Here is an 18,353-nt window from a genome sequence, read left to right as displayed (position 1 = left end):
CTGCTCCCTCTGACTTTCCGTCGAGCTCCCCTCCACCACGGAGAGGGTCTGCACACCTGCCGGGCATCAGCCCTGGCAGGTTGCCTCCGACGTATAGCAGTGCGGCCTGACATTTCCAGAAGGCGGTCCCCTGGTACCCGGCTCGCCCGGAAGGCGGCCCCACGGGCGAGGAGACGACGGTGGAAAGGTGCGGGAGGGCACCACCCGGCAGGTGGCACCCGCCCACCCGGTACTACCCGCCCGGACGCGTCTCCGCGGTGCGCGACGCATCAGGAGCACTGCCCGTGTTGCGCGGGGGCGGAGGAGTCGAGGAGCCCCCCGCCGGCGCCACCACCTGCACCGGCGCGCCGCCCTCGGGCGGACGGGGCGCCTTGGCCTCCGCCACCTTCTGCGACAGCGTGGAGTCCAGCCCCTTGGCGAACGTCGCCACCTGGGGGTCCGCCGCGCCCTGCATCCTGCGCAACGACTTCCAGAAGGGGTGGTCCGCCTGCCCCGCCTGCACCAGCGCGCGAGCCAGCAGCGTCGAGGACGACTCCCGGTCCGCCGGAGCCGCCGCGCGCAGCGCCACCACGAGCTCCTCCGGCGCCGTGCGAGCCACCTCGCCCAACGCCACGGACATCTCCGACTGCGCCTGGGCATCCACGCCCGTGGCGCCCGCCAGCTCCAGCACCCGGGCCAGCGCCTCCGTGTTACCGCCCGCCGCCAGCTCCACCATGCTGGTGACGCCGGGCACCTCCACGGACAGCACTCGCGCCACCTCCCTCAGCCGGCCGTACACGTCATTGCCCGCCGAGTAGCTGTCCAGGAGCGTGCGCGCCCCCAGGTAGTCATGCGGGTTGGACTGGTAGAGGCTCTCCGCCAGCACCGCGCGCACCGCCGGGTCCCTCTCGCTGCGCCACGCCGTGCGCAGGAAGCCCAGGTTGCGCTGGTCTCTCTGCCGGCCCAGGTCCAGGTACGTCTTGATGCGGGCCGCCACGTCGTCGATGGCGCCCGACGGCTTGCCCCCATCCGCCAGGGAGGCCACCGCGCTGGAGGGCCCCAGGCTGGAGCCCGTGGCGGCCACCGCCGCGCCCAGCGCGTCCAGGCCCGCGACGATGGGCCCGGCACGGCCAGCGAAGTCGTTCACCATCATGGAGAAGGAGAAGCGCTCACCACCCGCGCTCGTCACGTAGCCGCTCAGCGCGGAGACGCCCTCCAACGTGCCCGTCTTCGCGCGCAGCTTGCCCACCGCTTCGCTGCCCTCGAAGCGGTACTTCAGCGTGCCGTCCTTGCCGGCGATGGGCACCGAGGACAGGTACTCCGGCGCGAAGGTGAAGCGCGTGTGCATGTAGCGCAAGAGCTTGTTGATCTGCGCGGCGGAGAAGCGGTTCGCGTCGTTCAGGCCGCTGCCGTTCTTCATGACGTACGTGCCGCGGGGGATGCCCACGTCGCGCTCCAGGAACTGCTCCACCACCTCCACGCCCTTGGTGAAGGAGCCCGGCTGGCCGCGCCCCTCCGCGCCCATCGTCTTGAGGAGCTGCTCGGCGACGAAGTTGCTGGAGAGCTTGTTGAGGCGCTTGAGCATCACGTCGAACGTGTCCGACTGGGCCACGTGCACCATGCGCGCCTTGGACGGCGTCAGGCCCGTCTTCACCCGGCCCTTCACCTTCATGCCGCGCGTGTTCAACAGCTGCTTGAGCGTCTGGCCGAAGTACATGGGGGGGTTGTCGATCTTCTTCCAGACGCTGACGGCCCCGCCGCGCTCGGGCGGCACCTGCCCGCGCACCACGATTTTCTGCTGCGGGCCCGCCGGGTCCGACGTCACGGAGACGCGCCGCGCGCGCTTCGCGCCGGTGGACAGCTGGTTGTCGACGACGAAGTAGTCGCTGGGGGGCTCCATCTCCACGGTGCCCTTGGCGCCGGGGCTCGCGCCGGGGCGCAGGAAGATGGCCGCCGCGTTCCAGTTGAGGCTCAGCGCGCCGGTGGGCGCCATGTACGCCCGGTCCGAGTCCTCCTGGTCATACCCGGGCGGCGTGCGCTCGGCGTCGAACCAGGAGTCGTCCACGACGATGTCCCCCACCTCGCGCAGACCCGAGTGCCACAGCTCCGACACCACGCCCCACAGGCGCTCGGTCGTCATGGACGGGTCGCCCTTGCCGCGCACGTAGAGCGTCTTCACCTTGCCGTCCGCCGGCATCTCCGGCTCGACGAGGAACTCCGTGTCATAGCGGAACTCCGGCCCGAGCGTCGCCAGCGCCGCCGCGGACGTGACGAGCTTCACGTTGGACGCCGGGTTGAGCAGCTCGTCCGCGTTGTGGGTGAACACCACCGTGCCGTCGTCCAGGCTCTGCATGTGGACGCCCACGCGGCTCACCTTGAGCGGCGCGCGTTGCAACACTTCGAGCAACGCGGCCCGCAGGGCTTCGCGGTCCGCGCGCTTCTCGGCGGAGGTGGGGGGCGCCGCGAGGGCACCGTGTGGAAGCAGCAGGGAAACGATGGCCAGCGCGGCCAAGAGGTGTCTGGCTCGAAGAACCTGCACGCACGCTCCGGGGAAGTCGGCGGCCATTATGGGGAAGGGCGCGAAAGCACGGCAAGGGAGAGGGGGTGCGGGAGTCCACGGTTGGGCGCTCGCTCTACCGCCAAGTGGAAATTGGCGCCCCCCACATGTGGACTTCTTTTCACTGCGGTCCTCCCAGCGCCCAAGATGCCGATGACAGCCAGGCGCATCATGAGGGGTGCCCCTGACAGCCGTGGAGGAAACTTCGATGAGAGCGGTGGTGCAGCGGGTGCTGGAGGCATCGGTGACGGTGGACGGGCAACGGGTGAGTGACATCGGCCCCGGCCTGCTGGTGCTCCTGGGGGTGGGCAAGGGCGATACGGAAGCGGACGTGGCGTGGATGGTGGAGAAACTCGCCACACTGCGAATCTTCGAGGACGCCGCCGGGAAGATGAACCTCTCCCTGGAGGACACCTCCCGCCAGCTCATCGTCGTCAGCCAGTTCACCCTCTACGGAGACGCGCGCAAGGGCCGACGCCCCAGCTTCATCGACGCCATGGAGCCCACTGTCGCCAAGGCCCTGTACGAGCGCGCCTGCGAGGGCCTCCGTCAGCGCGGGCTCACCGTGGGCACCGGCATCTTCGCGGCGGACATGAAGGTGGCGCTCGTCAACGACGGGCCCGTCACCCTCATCCTGGACAGCCCGGCTCCGGCTCCGACTTAAATCCGGACGGTGCTGCCCTTGGTGACGAGCGCGGCCAGGCCCTGCTTGGCCATCGCCGCCTGGCGGATGTGCGTGGTGAGCGCGCCCAGCTCCCGAATCCAGCTCGCCGCGCGAGGCCCCAGCCCGGAGAAGGCCACCGTCAGCGGCGGAGGCTGAGCCAGCTTGCCCAGCCAGTAGCCGAGCACCTCGTCCTTCTCCGGCAGCGACGGCAGCTTCATGCGCTCCTGCTCGCGGGCGATGAGCCGTTCCAGCTTGCGCGGCAGGTTCACCTGCCAGTGCGCCACCGCGCGGGCCGGGCGCCAGGCCCAGTCGGCGAAGGCGAAGCGCTCGGTGGGGAAGTACTCGCCCCGGCCCTGGGTGACGAAGACGCGGTCCGGGGGGAACTCCGGGAAGGGGTCCCATTGCCCCGCCAGCAGCGAGGCCAGCCCCATGTCCGCCAGGGGCCTGAAGCGGAAGCCGTCGCGCACCTCGCGGGCGCCCTTCGAGTCCCAGTACGGGTAGTTGGGCTCCTCCAGCATCAGCGACAGGTGCAGCGCCTCGTCCCAGGCGTCCGCGTAGCCGGCGTGCTGCGTGCCCACCTCCCAACCCGTGGGGCCTTCCTTCCAGGGGAGGAAGGCGAGCCTGTCCACCAGGTCCGACCAGGGGTCCGCGTCCACCGAGCCCAGGCCCCCGGGTACCGCCGTGGCCAGCATCCGCTCGCAGAGAATCCGCGCCTGCACGTCGCCCAGCGTCTCCAGGAGCGACTCCAGGGCCCCCGTCGCGTCACCCATGGCGCGCGCGAGGAACGGGAGCACCTGCTCGTGGAAGAACCGGTCGTTGATGGGCCGCAGCACCACGTCCATGTCGTCCCCCCCTGGGGACAGCCCCTCAGGGCCGTGCGTCTTCCTGGATGATGAGCTCGTGGATGGCCGCGGCCGTGGTCGCCTCCAGGATGGAGGCTCGGAAGCGGGGATTCTTGAAGAGGCGGGAGATGCGAGCCAGCGCCTTGAGGTGCACCCCCGCGCTGTTCTCCGGGGCCACCAGCGCGAAGAACAGGTGGGTGGCCTTGCCGTCGATGGCCTCGAAGTCCACGCCCGCCCGGGACACGCCGAAGGCCGCCTGGAGCTGCGTCATGCCCGGCAGCTTGCCATGGGGGATGGCCACGCCCTCGCCGATGCCGGTGCTGCCCAGCTTCTCCCGCTCGCGCAGCACCTCCACCAGACGGTCTTCCTGAAGCAGGGGGTGGGCTCGCACCAACGTGGCGCTCAGCTCGCGCAACACCTCCTGCTTCGTCCGCGACTGCATGTCCGCGATGACGGCTTGGGGGCTGAGGAACTCGGCGATTCTCACTGACGCTCCCGCGCTGGCGCTCCTGAGATGGCGGCAATTACTCCTCACCCTCGATTCGCGCAAGGGTCGCCTGACGTCCTGGCCCCACGGCCGCTCACTGCGCATCAGGGACCCAAGGGCCTTGGGTCGCCCCCAGGCCCCCCCTCCCCGGTCGTCCCAGGGGGCGATATGCGCCTCGAGGGCCGCCGTTTCCCGCCGTGAATCCTCGAATCGAAGCAGGAAGGGAGCGACCGCCATGAAGCGAACGCTGTGCTCGAGCCTCGTCGTGATTTCGGTGTGGGCCACCGGCTGCGCCACCACCGCGTCTCCAAGGGGCATGGCCCTGGGAGACGCCGCCGAGGAATCCCTGCTGTTGCAGGGCGACGCCATCACCGGGCCCAGCTCCACGCTGAGCATCTCCGCCAACGCCATGCACGGCCGCTACCGCAGGGACCCCGTCTCGCTCCAGTGGGACTACCAGAAGCTGACCGGCTCCGTGGGCCACCAGGCGACGCGGCTGGAGCTGGCCGAGGGAGATGACACCCGCGTCTGGGGCACCTTCGGCGGGCTGGCGGTGGACCTCACCGAGGACGGCACGTACCTGCACGGCCGCGTGGGGCCCTGCGCCTACGTGCTGAAGCGCGAGGGGGACACCCTGGCGGGCATCCGCGAGTGCGGCAGCGCCGTGGAGAAGGACGTCACCCTGGCCTTCCCCGCGACGCTCCACCGGCGCTCCCTGGGAGAGCGGGCCGCGCTGATGACGCTGGCGCTCGTCAACACGCGGGCGCCCGTGGTCACCACCGCGATGACCGTCGCCAGCATGGCGGGTGACGCGCGCAACGAGCAGGCTTTCAACTCCTGCAAGAAGGTCCCGTGAGGAACTGACGGGCGCTCGTCGCCACGAGGTGCCCAGGGCGCGCTCCATCTCCCGGGGGAGGGGTGGAGCGCGCCGTCTTTTTCCGGCCGATATGCCTTTCGCGCGCTGTCGTTCTTGGCGACGGATGCGCCAGTCGCCATTCCGGGCGACTGGGGGGACACCGGTGCGCGTGGCCGACCACGGGCGCTGGATGCTGCATCCATGAAGGAACGGCAACGCCCCCGTCACACACCGGACGGGGGTGTTCGCGCTCCGCCTCCTCGAGGGGGGTGGCGGAGCGCGACTCTTCCTCACTGGACTGGCTGACGGGCTCAGGTCCCCGTGGCGACGGCCAGGGCCGGCGGCTCGTGGGGTTCAATGAGGCCGTACTGGCCATCCTTGCGCCGGTAGATGATGCCCAGCGCGTCCGACTCCACGTTGTGGAAGACGTAGAAGTCGTTGTTCATCAGGTTCATCTGCATCACCGCCTCGTCCACCGACAGCTGCTTCACGGTGAGCTGGGTGGCGCGCACCACGCGCGTCGCGGCGGCATCGACAGGGTCGGCGGCCTTCGTCGTCGTGGACGACTCCACCGTGGACTGCGCGGCGATGAGGGCCAACTCCTCCACGTCCGGCACCTCGAAGACGGCGTGACGCACCTTCAGGCTGTTCACCAGGTCCTGGCGGTGGTGCACGCGCTCGCGGCCGTGATGCGTCTTCAGCTTGTCCCGGTAGCGGCGCAGCTGGCGCTCGATTTTGTCCATCGCCAGGTCGATGGATGCGTACATGTCATCGCTCTCAGCCCTCCCGCGCAGCACCCAGGCGCCGGATTGGATGGTGATGTCCGCGTGGTGGAGGTGACGCTCCAGGTACAGCACGACGTGTGCCTCTCCTGCTCTGTCCAACAGCTTGTTCACCCGCTCGACCTTCTCGCGTGCGTATTCCTTGAGAGAATCCGACGCCCCGAACTGACGGAAGGTGATGTTGAACTGCATGCGTGGCTGCCTCCTAGGGTGAGGGGAGCTGCGTGACAGATCAGAAACTTCTGACCTCGGGAAAGCAACCCGTCCCCCCACGTTGCCTCTTCCCGAGCGCACCACGCGTCCGGGGGCTGACAACCCGGCGTCGCTGGCCCGCATTCATGCGGGGCACCAGACTCTTCAACCCCTCGGAATCACGCGTTGGAATCACGCGCCGCGCCATGCGCCGGGTATCTCGCGACACAGGCTCAGGCGAGCAGCCTGCTCACTGCACCGCCACCACCTGCTCTTGCGAGTGGTAGTAGGAGCCCCGGCAGGCGGCCACGCCCGAGCACTCCGTCACCTCTCCCTGCACGGTGCCGCTCAAGGTCAGCAGATGCGTGGCCGCGCCCAGCTGCGAGGGAACGGTGAAGGTGATTTTTCCGCCCTCGCGCGTGATGGTCATCCCCGCGGTGACGGCGCCGCCCTCGGGCAGGAGCGTGGCGGCGGCGGCGTTGAGCAACTCGTTCGTTGGATTCCACTGGAACGAGTACGTCTGGCCCCGCAGCAGTCGCGTCGCCGTCCCCGTGAAGGAACGCTTCGCCTGCCCCTCCTTCATCGTGAGGGTGACGGTGGCGCTCGCGTCCTGGAAGACGATGCGCGCATCCGTGGGCGGCAGCGCCTCCCAGGCATCGGGGTCGAAGTCGAAGAAGGCCCGCGTGGGCAGGCACACGTCGCGGCCCGCCGTGGCATCGACACCGCCCTGCTCCAACCGCATGGCCTGGCCGTTGAACGTCGCGGTGGCGCCGTCGTTCAGCCGGGTGCACCGGTCTCCATCCGCCTGGGAGAACGTCACCGTGACGCGGTGGGAGCCCGGGGCCTGCTCCACTTCGAACAGGTCCACGTCCGCGTGCGAGTACGTGAGCGTGCGGTCCGAGAGCCCCGCGAGGTCCACGGTCTCCGTGGTGACGTCGTCACCACAGCCCGACAGCAACCCGAGCGCGACGAGGACTCCCGATACCGCGCCAAAAGGGAAACGAGAGGAAGAGTGCATGCGGGTCGCACCCTATACCCACCGCCCCGGCCCCCTGGGAGCAGAACGGCGCCGGGCCGTCACCTTTCCCACCCCCACGCCTGCCCGCCTGTCCGCTAGCCCGCTTGCTGGAGGAAGCCCTCCAGCCGAGCTTTCACTTCCGGCCACTCCGTGTCGATGACGCCGTAGTACGCGCTGTCACGCACCACCCCGCCGCGCACCAGCACGTGGTTGCGGAGGATGCCCTCGAATTTCGCGCCCATCCGCTCAATCGCCGCGCGCGAGCGAGCGTTGCGCCGGTCCGTCTTGAGCTGCACGCGCATGACGCCGAGCGTGTCGAAGGCGTGGCACAACAACAGGTATTTGGCCTCGGTATTCACGCGCGTGCGCCACACCCGGCGACCCAGCCACGTCCAGCCAATCTCCAGCGTCCGGTGCTCGCGCTGGATGTCCAGGTAGCTGGTGGTGCCCACGACGGCCCCCGTCTCGCGCTCCACGATGACGAAGGGGCGCTCCGTGCCCCGCTCCGCCGCGCCGAGCGCCCGGGTGATGAAGCGCTCCACGTCCTCCAGCGAGCGCAGCACCACCGAGAAGTTCGTGAAGATGTCGTCCTCGCACAGCGCGGCCAGGGCCGGGGCGTGCCCCAGCGTCATGGGCTCCAGGCGCACCGCGCGCCCCTCCAGGACCACGGGCGGAACGACGAGGGGCACGAGCGCCCTGCGAGGGGCGTCGGCATCCGTGGGAAAAGAAAAAGGGGCGCTCATGGCGCCCCCGAATCTCATCCTCCGGAAAGCCGGAGGAAAGAGCCACTTGTCACGGACTCAGTAGTACCGCTTGCGCTTGCTGCTCGGGAGGATGCCCAGCACCTCGCGGTACTTGGCCACCGTGCGCCGCGCGATTTCGGTGCCCTGCGAGCGCAGGAGCTCCACAATCTTCTGGTCCGAGTACGGGTTGCGCGCGTCCTCCGCCGATACGAGCTGCTTGATGTGGTGCTTCACCGCCTCGCTCGCGGTGTCCTCGCCGGACACGCGGGAGATGGACGAGTTGAAGAAGTACTTCAGCTCGAAGATGCCCTGCGGCGTGTGCACGTACTTGCTCGTCGTCACGCGGCTCACCGTGGACTCGTGCATGCCGATGTCCTCCGCCACGTCCCGGAGGATGAGCGGCTTCAAGTGGGCGATGCCCTTGTCCAGGAAGTCCTTCTGGAACTTCACGATGCTCTCGGTGACTTTGTAGATGGTCCGCTGCCGCTGGTGGATGGAGCGGATGAGCCACACCGCGCTGCGCAGCTTGTCCTGGATGAAGTCCTTCGTCTGGCCAGGGCCCACCGCGCCGTTCTTCAGCGCGTTCCGGTACGTGCCGGAGATGCGCAGCTTGGACAGGCCGTCATCGTTGAGCACCACCGTGTACTCTTCCCCCATTTTGTAAACGAACACGTCGGGGGTGATGTACTGCGCGTCGTCGCCGCTGAAGTTGCGGCCCGGCTTCGGGTCCAGCTTGGGGAGCAGCTTCACCGCCTCCACCACCTCTTCCAAGCTGACCTTCAGGTCCTTGGCGATGGCGGGCAGGTTCTTGCTCTCCAGGTACTTCATGTGCCGCTTGATGATGAGGCCCAGGAGCGGCGCGTGCGGCTCCTTCATCCCCTGCAACTGGATGAGCAGGCACTCCTGCAAGTCGCGCGCGCCGCAGCCCCGGGGCTCCAGCATCTGGATGCGCCGCAGGGTGCGCTCGGCCACGTGCATGGGCACGTCCGCCTCGTTGCACAGGCGGATGAGCGGGTCGCCCTCCACGTCCGGCAGCTTCAGGTAGCCGTCGTCATCCAGGTTGCCGAGGATGAGCATGGCCACGCGGCGCTCGGCGTCGTTCAGGCGCAGCGTGCCGAGCTGCTCCTGGAGCTGGTCGACCAGGTCCTCCTTCTTGACGAGGTTGGCCTCGAACGACGGAAGGTCGTCCGTGGCCACGTTCCCCTTGTTGGAGGCGGTGGTCTGCTCGTTGAACTGGTAGCTGTTGAGGTACGCCTCCCAGTCGATTTCCGGGGGGCCGTCGCCGTCCGCCTTGAACTCCGTGGCCGTGTCGCTCGTGGCCGCCGGCATGTCCCCGTCCCGGGGCATCTCGACGTTGTCCGCCTCCAGCGACGCTTCCCCGGGCTCCTTGTCCCCCACGTCGCCCGGTGCCTGTTCGTCCGGCTGCTCCAGGAGTGGATTCTGATCCATCTCCTCGCGGACCTGCTCCAACAGCTCCATGCGGGAGAGCTGAAGCAGCTTGATGGCCTGCTGGAGCTGGGGCGTCATCACCAGCTGCTGCGCAAGCTTCAGGCTTTGTTTGAGTTCCATCGCCATGAGACAGGGTCTCCCCGAGTGATTCAGCCCCTACACAACACGGGACCAATCAAAGACCGTGCCAACGTAACAAGGCACCCTGACGCCGTCTAGTGGTGCAATCGTGGTCCCTTGCTTGCATATTCAAAATTCCACAAGGAAACCAATACCTTACACGCACTGGGCGTGATTCGGCCGTGTTGACCGGTCGACGCAAAAGCGAGGCCAACGCAGTCTATGCATTCGGTTGGCCGAAGGCCAGCCGTCCTCACAAGGGCTGCTGGAGGCGGAACCGTTCTCCCAGGTAGACGGCTCGGGCCCGGGGAGAGGCGGCAATCTCGGCGGGCGTCCCCTCTTCGAGGATCTGCCCCTGTGTGATGATGTAGGCGCGGTCACAGATGCCCAGGGTGTCCTGGACGTTGTGGTCGGTGATGAGGACGCCCAGTCCACGCTCCCGGAGCAGGAAGATCTGCCGCTGCAGGTCGCCCACGTTGATGGGGTCCACGCCGGCGAAGGGCTCGTCGAAGAGGATGAAGCGGGGCTCGGGCAGGAGGCTCCGGGCAATCTCCGCGCGGCGGCGCTCGCCACCGGAGAGGGTGCCGCCCAGGGACTCGGCGACGTGGGTGAGGCCGAACTCCTCCAGGATGGCGGTGGCGCGTGTCTCGCGGGCGCGCTTGTCCAGGCCCTTCTGGAGCTCCAGCACGGCCAGGAAGTTGTCGCGCACGGTGAGCTTGCGGAAGACGGACGCTTCCTGGGGCAGGTAGCCCACGCCCCTGCGCGCCCGGCGGTGCATGGGCAGGTGCGTGAGGTCCTCGTCGCCCACGCGCACGCGGCCCGCGTCGGGCGTCACCAGGCCCACCACCATGTTGAAGCTCGTCGTCTTGCCGGCGCCATTGGGGCCCAACAGGCCCACCACCTCGCCCGGGGCCACGGTGAAGGAGACGCCGTTGACGACCTGGCGACCGCGGTAGGCCTTCTTCAGGCCATCGGCGTGCAGCTTCCCGTCGCTCATCGTGGAGCAGCTTCCTGGGGCTGCGCGGGCGTCGTGCGAGCGGGCGTGCCCTTCTTCTTGCCAGGCGCGGGGGCCGACGGCGGGGACTCGAAGATGATGACGGCGTTCTCCACGTCGAGTCGCTCGCTGCCCAACGTGAGGCGCACCTTCGTCCCACGCATGTACGTCGTCCCCTGGCGCGCCTCGGGCGTGCCCGTGACGATGAGGACTCCGCTGGCCACGTCGTACTCGGCGCGCTCGCCCCGGGCCATGCGGTCGCCGTCCACCGCGTGCACTCCGCCGGTGCACACCACGCGCGTCACCACGCGTGACGCGGCGAAGTAGGCAATCATCCGGTCGCACTTCAAATCCAGGGTGCGGTGCTTCACCTTCACGTTGCCGGTGAGCGTCGCCTGCGACTTGCCGCCCTCGATGAGGTCGGCGTTGATTTGCACCGGCTCCTTCAAATCCACCGGCCCCAACGGGCCCTGGCTCGGGCTCGCCGCTGGAGTGCCCGCGTCCGCGACGGGAGGCGTCGTCCCGCCATCCACGGGCGTGGCCGCGACGGCGGGCATGGGCTGCGCCACGAAGAACGCCATCACGAGGAACTCAATCACGCTCAGCCGCTCCCAGCACGGTCTCCACCGAGCCTTCGAAGTTGAATGTCTCATCCGGGAAGGACAGTGAGAAACGGTCCGCCCGCAGTCGGTACGCCGGCCCTCGCACCTGCACGCCCTCGTTGCCATGCGCGCCCTTCTGGACGGCGTCGTAGGTCAACCGGGGCGTGTTCACCACCATCCCCTCGCCCGTGCGGACGACGACGCCCCCCGAAGCCACCAGTTGCTTGGACGCGAGGCTGCCCTCCATATTCGGAGCGCTGATGTCCATGCCCGCCGACGTGCCCACCGACATGCCCTCCTCCGTCGTGCCCGGAGGCATGCGCAGCGTCGCGTTGGTGGCCTGCACATCGCCCCCCGCGCGCTGGTAGGTGAGCTGCTCGGCCTCACCCGACAGCGTGAGGCGCTCGCCCTCGTAGGACATCAGGCGCGCGCCATGGAGCACCACCTGGGGCGGGGGCTCCCGCGGGGGCCCCTCCGTCTGGCGGCGCGGGGAGCACGCCGCGACGAGCAGGCAGGCGGCGAGGAGTCGGACGGACAGGCGCGGCACGGGGGCGTTCTATCACCGGGCGGTGGCGTGCGCCGCCTCGACAAGCACGGGTTGTGGGGCCACGGGAGGTCGCGTCTTCCAGCGCTGGTGCATCCACACCCACTGTTCGGGGGTGCGCCGGATGGCCGCCTCGATTCGCGCGGACAGGGCCTGGGTGAGCTCCAGCGCCGCCACTTCGCGGTCCTCGCTGACGGGCACGGGCACCTCCTCCATCGACAGCCGGTAGCCCCCACCCTCCACGCGGTGGCAGAAGCCCGTCACCACCGCCGCGCCCGTGCGCACCGCCAGGTCCGCCGCCGCGCGAGGCGTGGCCGCCAGCTCCCCGAAGAAGGGCACGAAGAGCGACTGCACCTTGGTGTCCTGGTCGATGAGCAGGCCCAGAATCTCGCCGGCCCGCAGCGCGCGCAGCATGGCCCGCGCCGCGCCGTCCTGGCCGCGCCAGATGCTGCGCACCCCACCCCGCGCCCGGAAGCGCTCCACCAGCACGGTGAGCCGGGGGTCCGTGGTCTCCTTCGCGATGCTCTGGCTCGGGTAGCCCGCGCGGGCCACGCGGCGGGCGAGCAGCTCCCAGTTGCCCACATGGCCGGAGATGAAGACCACGCCCTTGCCTCGCGCCAGGGCCGCGTCCAGCACGGCCCGGTCCGCGTCCGGCCAGGCCACCAGTTGCTCCAGCCCCCGGTCCAGGGCGCCGGTGCAGGCCACCTCCAGCGCCGCGGCGCCCAGGTGCCGGAACGAAGCGCGGCCCAGGGCCTGCCGCTCCGCGTCGGACTTCTCCGGGAAGGCCACGGCCAGGGACTTCAAGGCCTTGCGGCGCTCCCCACCGGCCAGCGTGTAGGCAAGTCCGCCCAGGCGGAAGCCCAGGGCCCGGGCCCAACCCAGCGGGAGGGGTTGAAGGCACAACAGGACGCTCCGGATGAGCAGGTACCGGAGGAAACGTTTCAGGCGCTTTGCTAAGGGGGGATGCTCCACAGTCGCTCCATACCCCATGCGCGAATACAACTTCGACGGGCTCGTCGGTCCTACCCACAACTACGCAGGCCTGTCGCCCGGTAACCTGGCGTCACAGAGCCATGTCGGAGAGCCGAGCCATCCCCGCGAGGCCGCGCTCCAGGGTCTGGAGAAGATGCGCTTCGTCTCCAGCCTGGGCGTCGGACAGGCGGTGCTGCCTCCCCAGCCGCGCCCCTCGCTGCGCGCCCTGCGGGCCCTGGGCTTCACCGGCACCGACGAGGAGGTCATCACCCGCGCCGCGCGAGAGGGCGAGCACCTGCTGCGGCTCACCTCCAGCGCCTCCTCCATGTGGACGGCCAACGCCGCCACCGTGGCCCCCAGCACGGACACGGCCGATGGCCGCGTGCACCTGACGCCCGCCAACCTGTCGCAGATGTTCCACCGCGCGCTGGAGGCGGACACGACGCACTCGGTGCTGCGCTCCATCTTCTCCAACGAGAAGCACTTCGCCGTGCACGCGCCGCTGCCGCCCGGCAGCCACTTCGCGGACGAGGGCGCGGCCAACCACACACGGCTGGCCACCCCGGGCCACCCGGGCGTGCACCTGCTCGCCTGGGGTCGCAGCGCGTGGCAGGACGTCCCTGGCCCCAAGCGCTTCCCCGCCCGGCAGACGCTGGAGGCGAGCCAGGCCCTGGCCCGGCTGCACCAGCTCGACTCGCGCTGCGTGCTCTTCCCGCAGCAGCACCCGGAGGGCATCGACGCGGGCGCCTTCCACACGGACGTGCTCGCGGTGGGCAACGAGCGCTTCCTCATGCTGCACGAGCTGGCCTTCGTGGATTATCCCGGCCTGCTCCAGGTGCTGCGCGAGAAGCTGGGGCCGGACTTCCGCGCGGTGGTGGCCAGCAGCGCGGAGCTGCCGCCCAAGGACGCGGTGAAGGCGTACCCGTTCAACTCGCAGGTGCTGACGCTGCCGGATGGGACGATGGCCATTGTCGCCCCGGTGGAGAGCCGCGAGACGCCCGCCGCGCGCGGCTTCCTGGACCGCATCCTCGCCGAGGACACGCCGGTGAAGGCCGTGCACTACCTGGACGTGCGCCAGTCCATGAACAACGGCGGAGGTCCCGCGTGCCTGCGCCAGCGCGTGTGGCTCACGGACACCGAGCGCCGGGCCATCGACGCCGACGTCTTCTACACACCGGCCCTGCACGAGTCCCTGGCCGCGTGGGTGCGCCGTCACTACCGCGAGGTGCTGCGGCCTCGTGACCTGCAGGACCCGAACCTGGCGCGCGAGACGATGACCGCGCTGGATGAGCTGACCCGCATCCTCAAGCTGGGAAGCGTCTACGACTTCCAGCAGTGAACCAGCGCCGCCTGCCCGCCTGCCCCAGCGACGAGGCGGCGGGCGCCTGGCGGATGGCCCTGATGTCGAGGGGCGCGGGGTGTGGTGGTCGGAACTGTCGGGGTGAGCACCTTTCCATCAAGGAGGTGACGCCCCGTGATTCCCGCATCCATCCAGCACTACCTGCAACACAACCGTGTCCTCTATGAGCGCTACTGGCACCCGCGTGCTGTCACTGCACAGGAACTGGCCCAGACGCTCCATGTCTCGGGTTGGCGCGTGGCCAAGTCCGTCATCGTCATGGCGGACCGACAGCCGTGGATTTTCGTCGTGCCCGCGGCGGGCACCGTGGACCTCGCGCGCGTGAGAGAGCTCCTGGGCTGTCGCACGGCGAGGCTCGCGACGGAGCGAGAGTTCTCCAACCACTTCCCTGACTGCGAGCTGGGAGCCGAGCCGCCCTTCGGCGAGATGTACGGGCTCCCCGTGGCGGTGGACGAGACGCTCAGCCTGACGGAGCACCTGCTCATCCGCGCGGGCTCTCACGAGGAGGCCCTGGAGATGCGCTTCCAGGACTTCGCCACGCTGGAGTGGCCGCTGGTGGCCTCGTTCATCCACGAGGGACTGCAGCAACCCGTCCCGTCGGTGATTCCCATCACTCCGCTGCTGATGGAGCTGGAAGCGCCGATGCCCGCCTGACCCGAGGTCCGCGGGCGCTAGGGCTCCACGGGAGGCTCTCTCGGGCCTCCCAGAAGGTGCTCCAGCTCCTGCGCCCTCGGGTCTTCCATCAGCTCCTTGCGACGGGCGGCCACCCGGGCTTCCTCGGCGGACTCCAGACGCGACACCCACGCCCGCGCGGCCTCGCGGGAGTCGGGCGGCAACAGGCCCAGGCCCTCGCGCACCGAGCGCGCCGCGGCGTCATAGCGACGCAGCGTCTCCTGCAACCGCGCCACCGCGAAGTACGCGTCTGGGCTCGGCACCAAGCGCGCCGCCGTCTGTCGTCGCTCCACGGCGCGCGTCAGAAAGCCCTCGCGCTCCAGGCCTTCCGCCTCCATCGACAGCAGCAGCGCCCGCTGGCGGTAGTCGGAGATGAGGCCGCCCACTGACTGGAGCGTCTCGCGAGCCCGCCGCGTCAGCCCCGCTTCCATCTGCCAGGAGGCCAGGGTGAAGGCCAACTCCACGTTGGCCGGGTGACGCGCCCGCAGCACCTCCACGGCCCCGAGCGAGGCGTCACGCTCGCCCTTGCCCTTGAGCACCTCGGCACGCAACAGCGCGGTGTCCAGTCGCTCCGGCTCGCGACGCTCGACCTCTGTGCAAGCGGCCTCCGCTTCCGACAGCTCCTTGCGCTGGAGTCGCAGGCGAGCCTCGCGTGCCCAGAGCTCCGTCACGCCGTGCTGCCCCTCGAAGTGCTCGCGGGCCCAGGCTCCGTAGGCCAGCGCCAGCTCCTGCCGTCCGGGCGTATTGCTCAGCGAGTCCATGAGTCGACCCGCCACCTCGGTCGAGGCCGGCGTCATCGATGACAGGTCCTCCACCGTGCGCGCCCGGCGAATCGCCTCGCCCAGGAGCGCGCCCGTGTCTCCGGCCTCATGCGCCAGCCGGTACTCCAGGAAGCCCTGCGAGCGTCGCCCCAGGGACAGCAGCGCGCGCCCCGCCACGCGATGGGACACGGAGTCTCGAGGGGCCAGGTACAGCGCGCGGTTGACGAAGGCCAGCGTGTCCCCCGCGCCTTCACCGCCGCGCGAGGCGTGGGCCGAGGCCACCAGTCGGTACAGCAGGTAGTCCGAGGGGTGACGGTCGATGAGCTCCAGGCCCTTCGCATGCACCGCGTCCACCGGTCCGCGAGCGGCGACGAGCGCCGCCAGCTCCGCCTCCGCGTCCGCGAGCCGATGCGCTCCCGGCACGAGCGCCAGCAACCCCACGCCCGTCAGCACGACGGCCGAGCCCAGCAACACCAGTGAGGGCGTCAGGCTGACCTGGGTGCCCTCCGTGGCCGTGGCCTTCCCGCGCTCGCGAGGCCGAGCCACCGCGCCCAGCACGAGCAGCGTGGCCACCGCGCAGGCCGGAAGCTCCCAACTGAAGTCGAAGAGGTTGTGCAGTCCGAGCGCGGCCACGCCCGACAGCGCCGCCAGCTCCAGCGCGTCCAGGTCACAACGGCGTACGAGCCGCACGAAGCCCCAGACGGCCACGGCCAGCAGCAACAGCCCCGGGAGTCCCAGCTCCGTCGCGGCCTGGAGCACCGCGTTCTCGGGATGAGTGAGCGTGTTCGGGTTGGGCTCGGACTGATAGCGGGGGAACGCCGCCTCGAAGGCGCCGCGTCCCATGCCCAGCACGGGGAACTCCAGCGCGGCCCGAGCCATCATCGGCCACAGCGACACCTTGGACTGGCCCAGCTTCTCCAGGCTGTCCGCGGAGCGAGCCTCGGCCCAGAGCTGGTCCACCGCGACGTATGCCCCCACCGCCAGCACCGCCAGCAGGCCCAGCAGGGCGGCGGTGCTCCGGGCCCATCGAGGCGCGCCGCCTTCGCGACGCTGACGCACCAGCCACAGCATCAACAGCGCCTGGCCGAAGAGGAAGAAGACGATGCCACCGCGCGACAGCGACAGCACGACGCCCAGGCCACTGGCCCCCGCCGCCAGCGCGAAGGGCAGCGCCTTCGAGCGGGGACGCGTGGTGAGGGCCAACCCCACGCCCACCGAGGCCGTAAGCCCGAGGAAGCCCGCGAGGTGGTTGGGGTTGGCGAAGAACGTCACCAGCGTGGGCCGCGCATGCACCCAGGGCCGCAGCCCGAAGAGGGAGTGCACGCCGAGCAGTCCATGGCCCAGGCCGACCACGACGACCGCCGCGCCACTGAAGGCCACCACCGCGAGCAGGCGCCGACGGCTGTCCCGGGCCCGGCACACTTGGACGGCGGCGAGGAAGGTCAGCAGATAGGCGAGGTGCTTGGACAGCTCGCGCCACGTGGCCGAGGGGTCCAACGACACGGGCCGGGCCCCCGTGAGGCCCAGCGGCTCCAACGCGAACTCGCGCAGCGCGGCGGCCTCCGGACTCAGCACGCGCAAGAGGCCCTGCGGCAGCGGAACGAGCTGCACCGCGCACAGCACCACGCTCGCCGCCAGGGGTACGGCCAGCAAGGGGAAGCGCAACGACTGGCCCTGGCGACGGGCTCCGATTCCCGCCAGCACCGCCGCCGCGCCCGCGAGCCCCATCAGCGGCCAGGACACCCACCGCGCCGCGCCGCCGAGCGCCAGCGGACACACCACGACGAGCGCGGCCAGGGCCGCTTCAGCGAGCCGGGTGTACCGGGAGCAGCTGCGATACGAGGAGGCCATTCGGGGCGAGGGCGGTGAGTATGACACGGGCCTCGAAGGCCTCTCCTTTCCAGCCCGTGTTCCCCCTGCCTGGTGGCTGACAGAGCCGGCAGGCGCGGAGCCGGTGGGGCCCACTGCGCGTGACTGTCGGGCGCCGGAAGCCGCCTTGCCCCAGGGACTCAAGGCCCCAGGCTCGCCAGCCCACCGTTCCCGGCCACGCCGAGCGAGCGGGCCCGCCCGGCATCCATTCATGCACGCCCGGGCCCGGAGTTGGCTTGCATCCGGAAGACCTTCTGGCATGTTCGCCGCACCCATGCGCCGCTTCCTCCTCACCGCCGCCCTCCTCTGCTCCACCCTGTCCGGACTCACCGGCTGCAAGGGGGCCTGCCGCGAGCTGTCCGAGAAGCTGTGCGACTGCTCCATCAACTCGGTGGAGAAGGAGCTGTGCCTCCAGGACGCCGCTCAGGAAGAGAGCCGCGTGGAGCCCACGCCCGAGGATGAGGTCATCTGCGAGGCGAAGCTCGAGGGCTGCGACTGCAAGAAGATTGAGACCCCCGAGGGCAAGCGCGAGTGCGGCATCGCCCGTGAGGGCGGCATCGACTGACTCGGGTGGCTCAGGCCCCCGGCACCACGGGCTTCGTCGTCACGGCCCCATCCGCGTCCACCCAGGGCTGAAGCGCCTTGCGCACCCGGGAGCGAAGCGGCGTCTCGACATACCGGTGCACCAGCACGGACGTAGGCACCGCCAACAGCAGCACCGAGCCCAGCCAGCCCAGCGGCGTGTTCAGGTCCACCCAGGGCGACAGCACGCGCTCCAGCTTCATGGCCGCCTCGCCCGCGGGGTACTGGAGCAGGTACAGCGCGTAGCTCGCCGCCCCCAGGTGCACCACCAGCGGGCGTGACAGCCCCCAGCCGGTCTCTTATACACA

The 18,353-nt window shown here is 70.0% G+C and carries 18 protein-coding genes; 5 read left to right on the top strand and 13 right to left on the bottom strand.

The genetic code is table 11. The features are described from left to right. Positions 1-232 precede the first annotated feature (232 nt). Complete coding sequence (dacB, locus tag HUW62_RS17685) at positions 233-2,518, bottom strand: D-alanyl-D-alanine carboxypeptidase/D-alanyl-D-alanine-endopeptidase (RefSeq protein WP_176435091.1); 2,286 nt, start codon at positions 2,516-2,518, stop codon at positions 233-235. A gap of 226 nt (positions 2,519-2,744) precedes the next feature. Between dacB and dtd the strand changes: the two genes are divergently transcribed. After that, complete coding sequence (dtd, locus tag HUW62_RS17680; RefSeq protein WP_163866271.1) at positions 2,745-3,200, top strand: D-aminoacyl-tRNA deacylase; 456 nt, start codon at positions 2,745-2,747, stop codon at positions 3,198-3,200. On the opposite strand, the gene HUW62_RS17675 is transcribed toward dtd, so the two are convergent. Together HUW62_RS17675 and HUW62_RS17670 are read right to left on the bottom strand one after the other, a co-directional pair. Next, positions 3,197-4,042, bottom strand: a complete 846-nt coding sequence (locus HUW62_RS17675) for a hypothetical protein (protein ID WP_163866270.1) — start codon at positions 4,040-4,042, stop codon at positions 3,197-3,199. The genes dtd and HUW62_RS17675 overlap by 4 nt on opposite strands. A gap of 25 nt (positions 4,043-4,067) precedes the next feature. Further along, positions 4,068-4,529: a PTS sugar transporter subunit IIA gene (locus tag HUW62_RS17670; RefSeq protein WP_163866269.1), complete on the bottom strand. Its 462-nt coding sequence runs from the start codon at positions 4,527-4,529 to the stop codon at positions 4,068-4,070. A 235-nt stretch (positions 4,530-4,764) separates the two neighbouring features. Here HUW62_RS17670 and HUW62_RS17665 point away from each other — a divergent pair, with 235 nt between their 5' ends. Continuing rightward, a complete protein-coding gene (locus HUW62_RS17665) occupies positions 4,765-5,385 on the top strand; it encodes a hypothetical protein (RefSeq protein WP_176435090.1) in 621 nt (206 codons plus the stop codon). Positions 5,386-5,696: 311 nt separating this feature from the next. Here HUW62_RS17665 and raiA read toward each other — a convergent pair whose 3' ends face one another. The 8 genes from raiA to HUW62_RS17625 form a co-directional block, all read right to left on the bottom strand. Next, positions 5,697-6,359 carry a ribosome-associated translation inhibitor RaiA gene (gene raiA, locus HUW62_RS17660; RefSeq protein ID WP_163866267.1) on the bottom strand — a complete coding sequence of 221 codons (663 nt, stop codon included), beginning with the start codon at positions 6,357-6,359 and terminating at the stop codon, positions 5,697-5,699. Between the two features lie 250 nt (positions 6,360-6,609). Further along, complete coding sequence (locus HUW62_RS17655) at positions 6,610-7,377, bottom strand: hypothetical protein (protein ID WP_176435089.1); 768 nt, start codon at positions 7,375-7,377, stop codon at positions 6,610-6,612. 95 nt (positions 7,378-7,472) lie between these two features. Next, the gene (locus HUW62_RS17650; RefSeq protein ID WP_163866265.1) at positions 7,473-8,120 is read right to left on the bottom strand and encodes a GNAT family N-acetyltransferase; all 648 of its coding nucleotides are present in this window, start codon (positions 8,118-8,120) and stop codon (positions 7,473-7,475) included. A 57-nt stretch (positions 8,121-8,177) separates the two neighbouring features. Then, positions 8,178-9,695 carry an RNA polymerase factor sigma-54 gene (gene rpoN / locus HUW62_RS17645; RefSeq protein ID WP_176435088.1) on the bottom strand — a complete coding sequence of 506 codons (1,518 nt, stop codon included), beginning with the start codon at positions 9,693-9,695 and terminating at the stop codon, positions 8,178-8,180. Between the two features lie 247 nt (positions 9,696-9,942). Then, a complete protein-coding gene (gene lptB, locus HUW62_RS17640) occupies positions 9,943-10,686 on the bottom strand; it encodes an LPS export ABC transporter ATP-binding protein (protein WP_163866263.1) in 744 nt (247 codons plus the stop codon). Beyond that, a complete protein-coding gene (locus HUW62_RS17635; RefSeq protein WP_176435087.1) occupies positions 10,683-11,282 on the bottom strand; it encodes an LptA/OstA family protein in 600 nt (199 codons plus the stop codon). Before HUW62_RS17635 ends, lptB begins: the two co-directional genes overlap by 4 nt. Beyond that, the gene (locus tag HUW62_RS17630; RefSeq protein ID WP_163866561.1) at positions 11,275-11,823 is read right to left on the bottom strand and encodes a hypothetical protein; all 549 of its coding nucleotides are present in this window, start codon (positions 11,821-11,823) and stop codon (positions 11,275-11,277) included. Before HUW62_RS17630 ends, HUW62_RS17635 begins: the two co-directional genes overlap by 8 nt. A 21-nt stretch (positions 11,824-11,844) precedes the next feature. After that, entirely contained in the window at positions 11,845-12,801 is a 957-nt protein-coding gene (locus HUW62_RS17625) for a lysophospholipid acyltransferase family protein (RefSeq protein ID WP_163866261.1), read from the bottom strand. A 16-nt stretch (positions 12,802-12,817) separates the two neighbouring features. Here HUW62_RS17625 and astB point away from each other — a divergent pair, with 16 nt between their 5' ends. Continuing rightward, the gene (gene astB / locus HUW62_RS17620; RefSeq protein ID WP_163866260.1) at positions 12,818-14,140 is read left to right on the top strand and encodes an N-succinylarginine dihydrolase; all 1,323 of its coding nucleotides are present in this window, start codon (positions 12,818-12,820) and stop codon (positions 14,138-14,140) included. A gap of 135 nt (positions 14,141-14,275) precedes the next feature. Continuing rightward, the gene (locus HUW62_RS17615) at positions 14,276-14,815 is read left to right on the top strand and encodes an aminoacyl-tRNA deacylase (RefSeq protein ID WP_163866259.1); all 540 of its coding nucleotides are present in this window, start codon (positions 14,276-14,278) and stop codon (positions 14,813-14,815) included. Positions 14,816-14,832: 17 nt separating this feature from the next. Here HUW62_RS17615 and HUW62_RS17610 read toward each other — a convergent pair whose 3' ends face one another. Then, positions 14,833-17,472, bottom strand: a complete 2,640-nt coding sequence (locus HUW62_RS17610) for an O-antigen ligase family protein (protein WP_368670435.1) — start codon at positions 17,470-17,472, stop codon at positions 14,833-14,835. A gap of 250 nt (positions 17,473-17,722) precedes the next feature. Between HUW62_RS17610 and HUW62_RS17605 the strand changes: the two genes are divergently transcribed. Next, a complete protein-coding gene (locus tag HUW62_RS17605) occupies positions 17,723-18,028 on the top strand; it encodes a hypothetical protein (RefSeq protein WP_163866258.1) in 306 nt (101 codons plus the stop codon). 10 nt (positions 18,029-18,038) lie between these two features. Here HUW62_RS17605 and HUW62_RS17600 read toward each other — a convergent pair whose 3' ends face one another. Next, complete coding sequence (locus HUW62_RS17600; protein WP_176435086.1) at positions 18,039-18,314, bottom strand: hypothetical protein; 276 nt, start codon at positions 18,312-18,314, stop codon at positions 18,039-18,041. Positions 18,315-18,353: the final 39 nt, after the last annotated feature.

The organism is Myxococcus sp. AM011, from assembly GCF_013372595.1.
In the GTDB taxonomy this organism is placed as follows: domain Bacteria; phylum Myxococcota; class Myxococcia; order Myxococcales; family Myxococcaceae; genus Myxococcus; species Myxococcus eversor.
This window is presented reverse-complemented; position numbering and strand designations above follow the sequence as displayed.

Coding starts and splice junctions, on each gene's coding strand:
- dtd (WP_163866271.1), top strand. CDS start 2,745: ATGAGAGCGGTGGTGCAGCGGGTGCTGGAGGCATCGGTGACGGTGGAC.
- lptB (WP_163866263.1), bottom strand. CDS start 10,686: ATGAGCGACGGGAAGCTGCACGCCGATGGCCTGAAGAAGGCCTACCGC.
- HUW62_RS17665 (WP_176435090.1), top strand. CDS start 4,765: ATGAAGCGAACGCTGTGCTCGAGCCTCGTCGTGATTTCGGTGTGGGCC.
- HUW62_RS17605 (WP_163866258.1), top strand. CDS start 17,723: ATGTTCGCCGCACCCATGCGCCGCTTCCTCCTCACCGCCGCCCTCCTC.
- HUW62_RS17650 (WP_163866265.1), bottom strand. CDS start 8,120: ATGAGCGCCCCTTTTTCTTTTCCCACGGATGCCGACGCCCCTCGCAGG.
- HUW62_RS17675 (WP_163866270.1), bottom strand. CDS start 4,042: ATGGACGTGGTGCTGCGGCCCATCAACGACCGGTTCTTCCACGAGCAG.
- HUW62_RS17655 (WP_176435089.1), bottom strand. CDS start 7,377: ATGCACTCTTCCTCTCGTTTCCCTTTTGGCGCGGTATCGGGAGTCCTC.
- raiA (WP_163866267.1), bottom strand. CDS start 6,359: ATGCAGTTCAACATCACCTTCCGTCAGTTCGGGGCGTCGGATTCTCTC.
- astB (WP_163866260.1), top strand. CDS start 12,818: ATGCGCGAATACAACTTCGACGGGCTCGTCGGTCCTACCCACAACTAC.
- rpoN (WP_176435088.1), bottom strand. CDS start 9,695: ATGGCGATGGAACTCAAACAAAGCCTGAAGCTTGCGCAGCAGCTGGTG.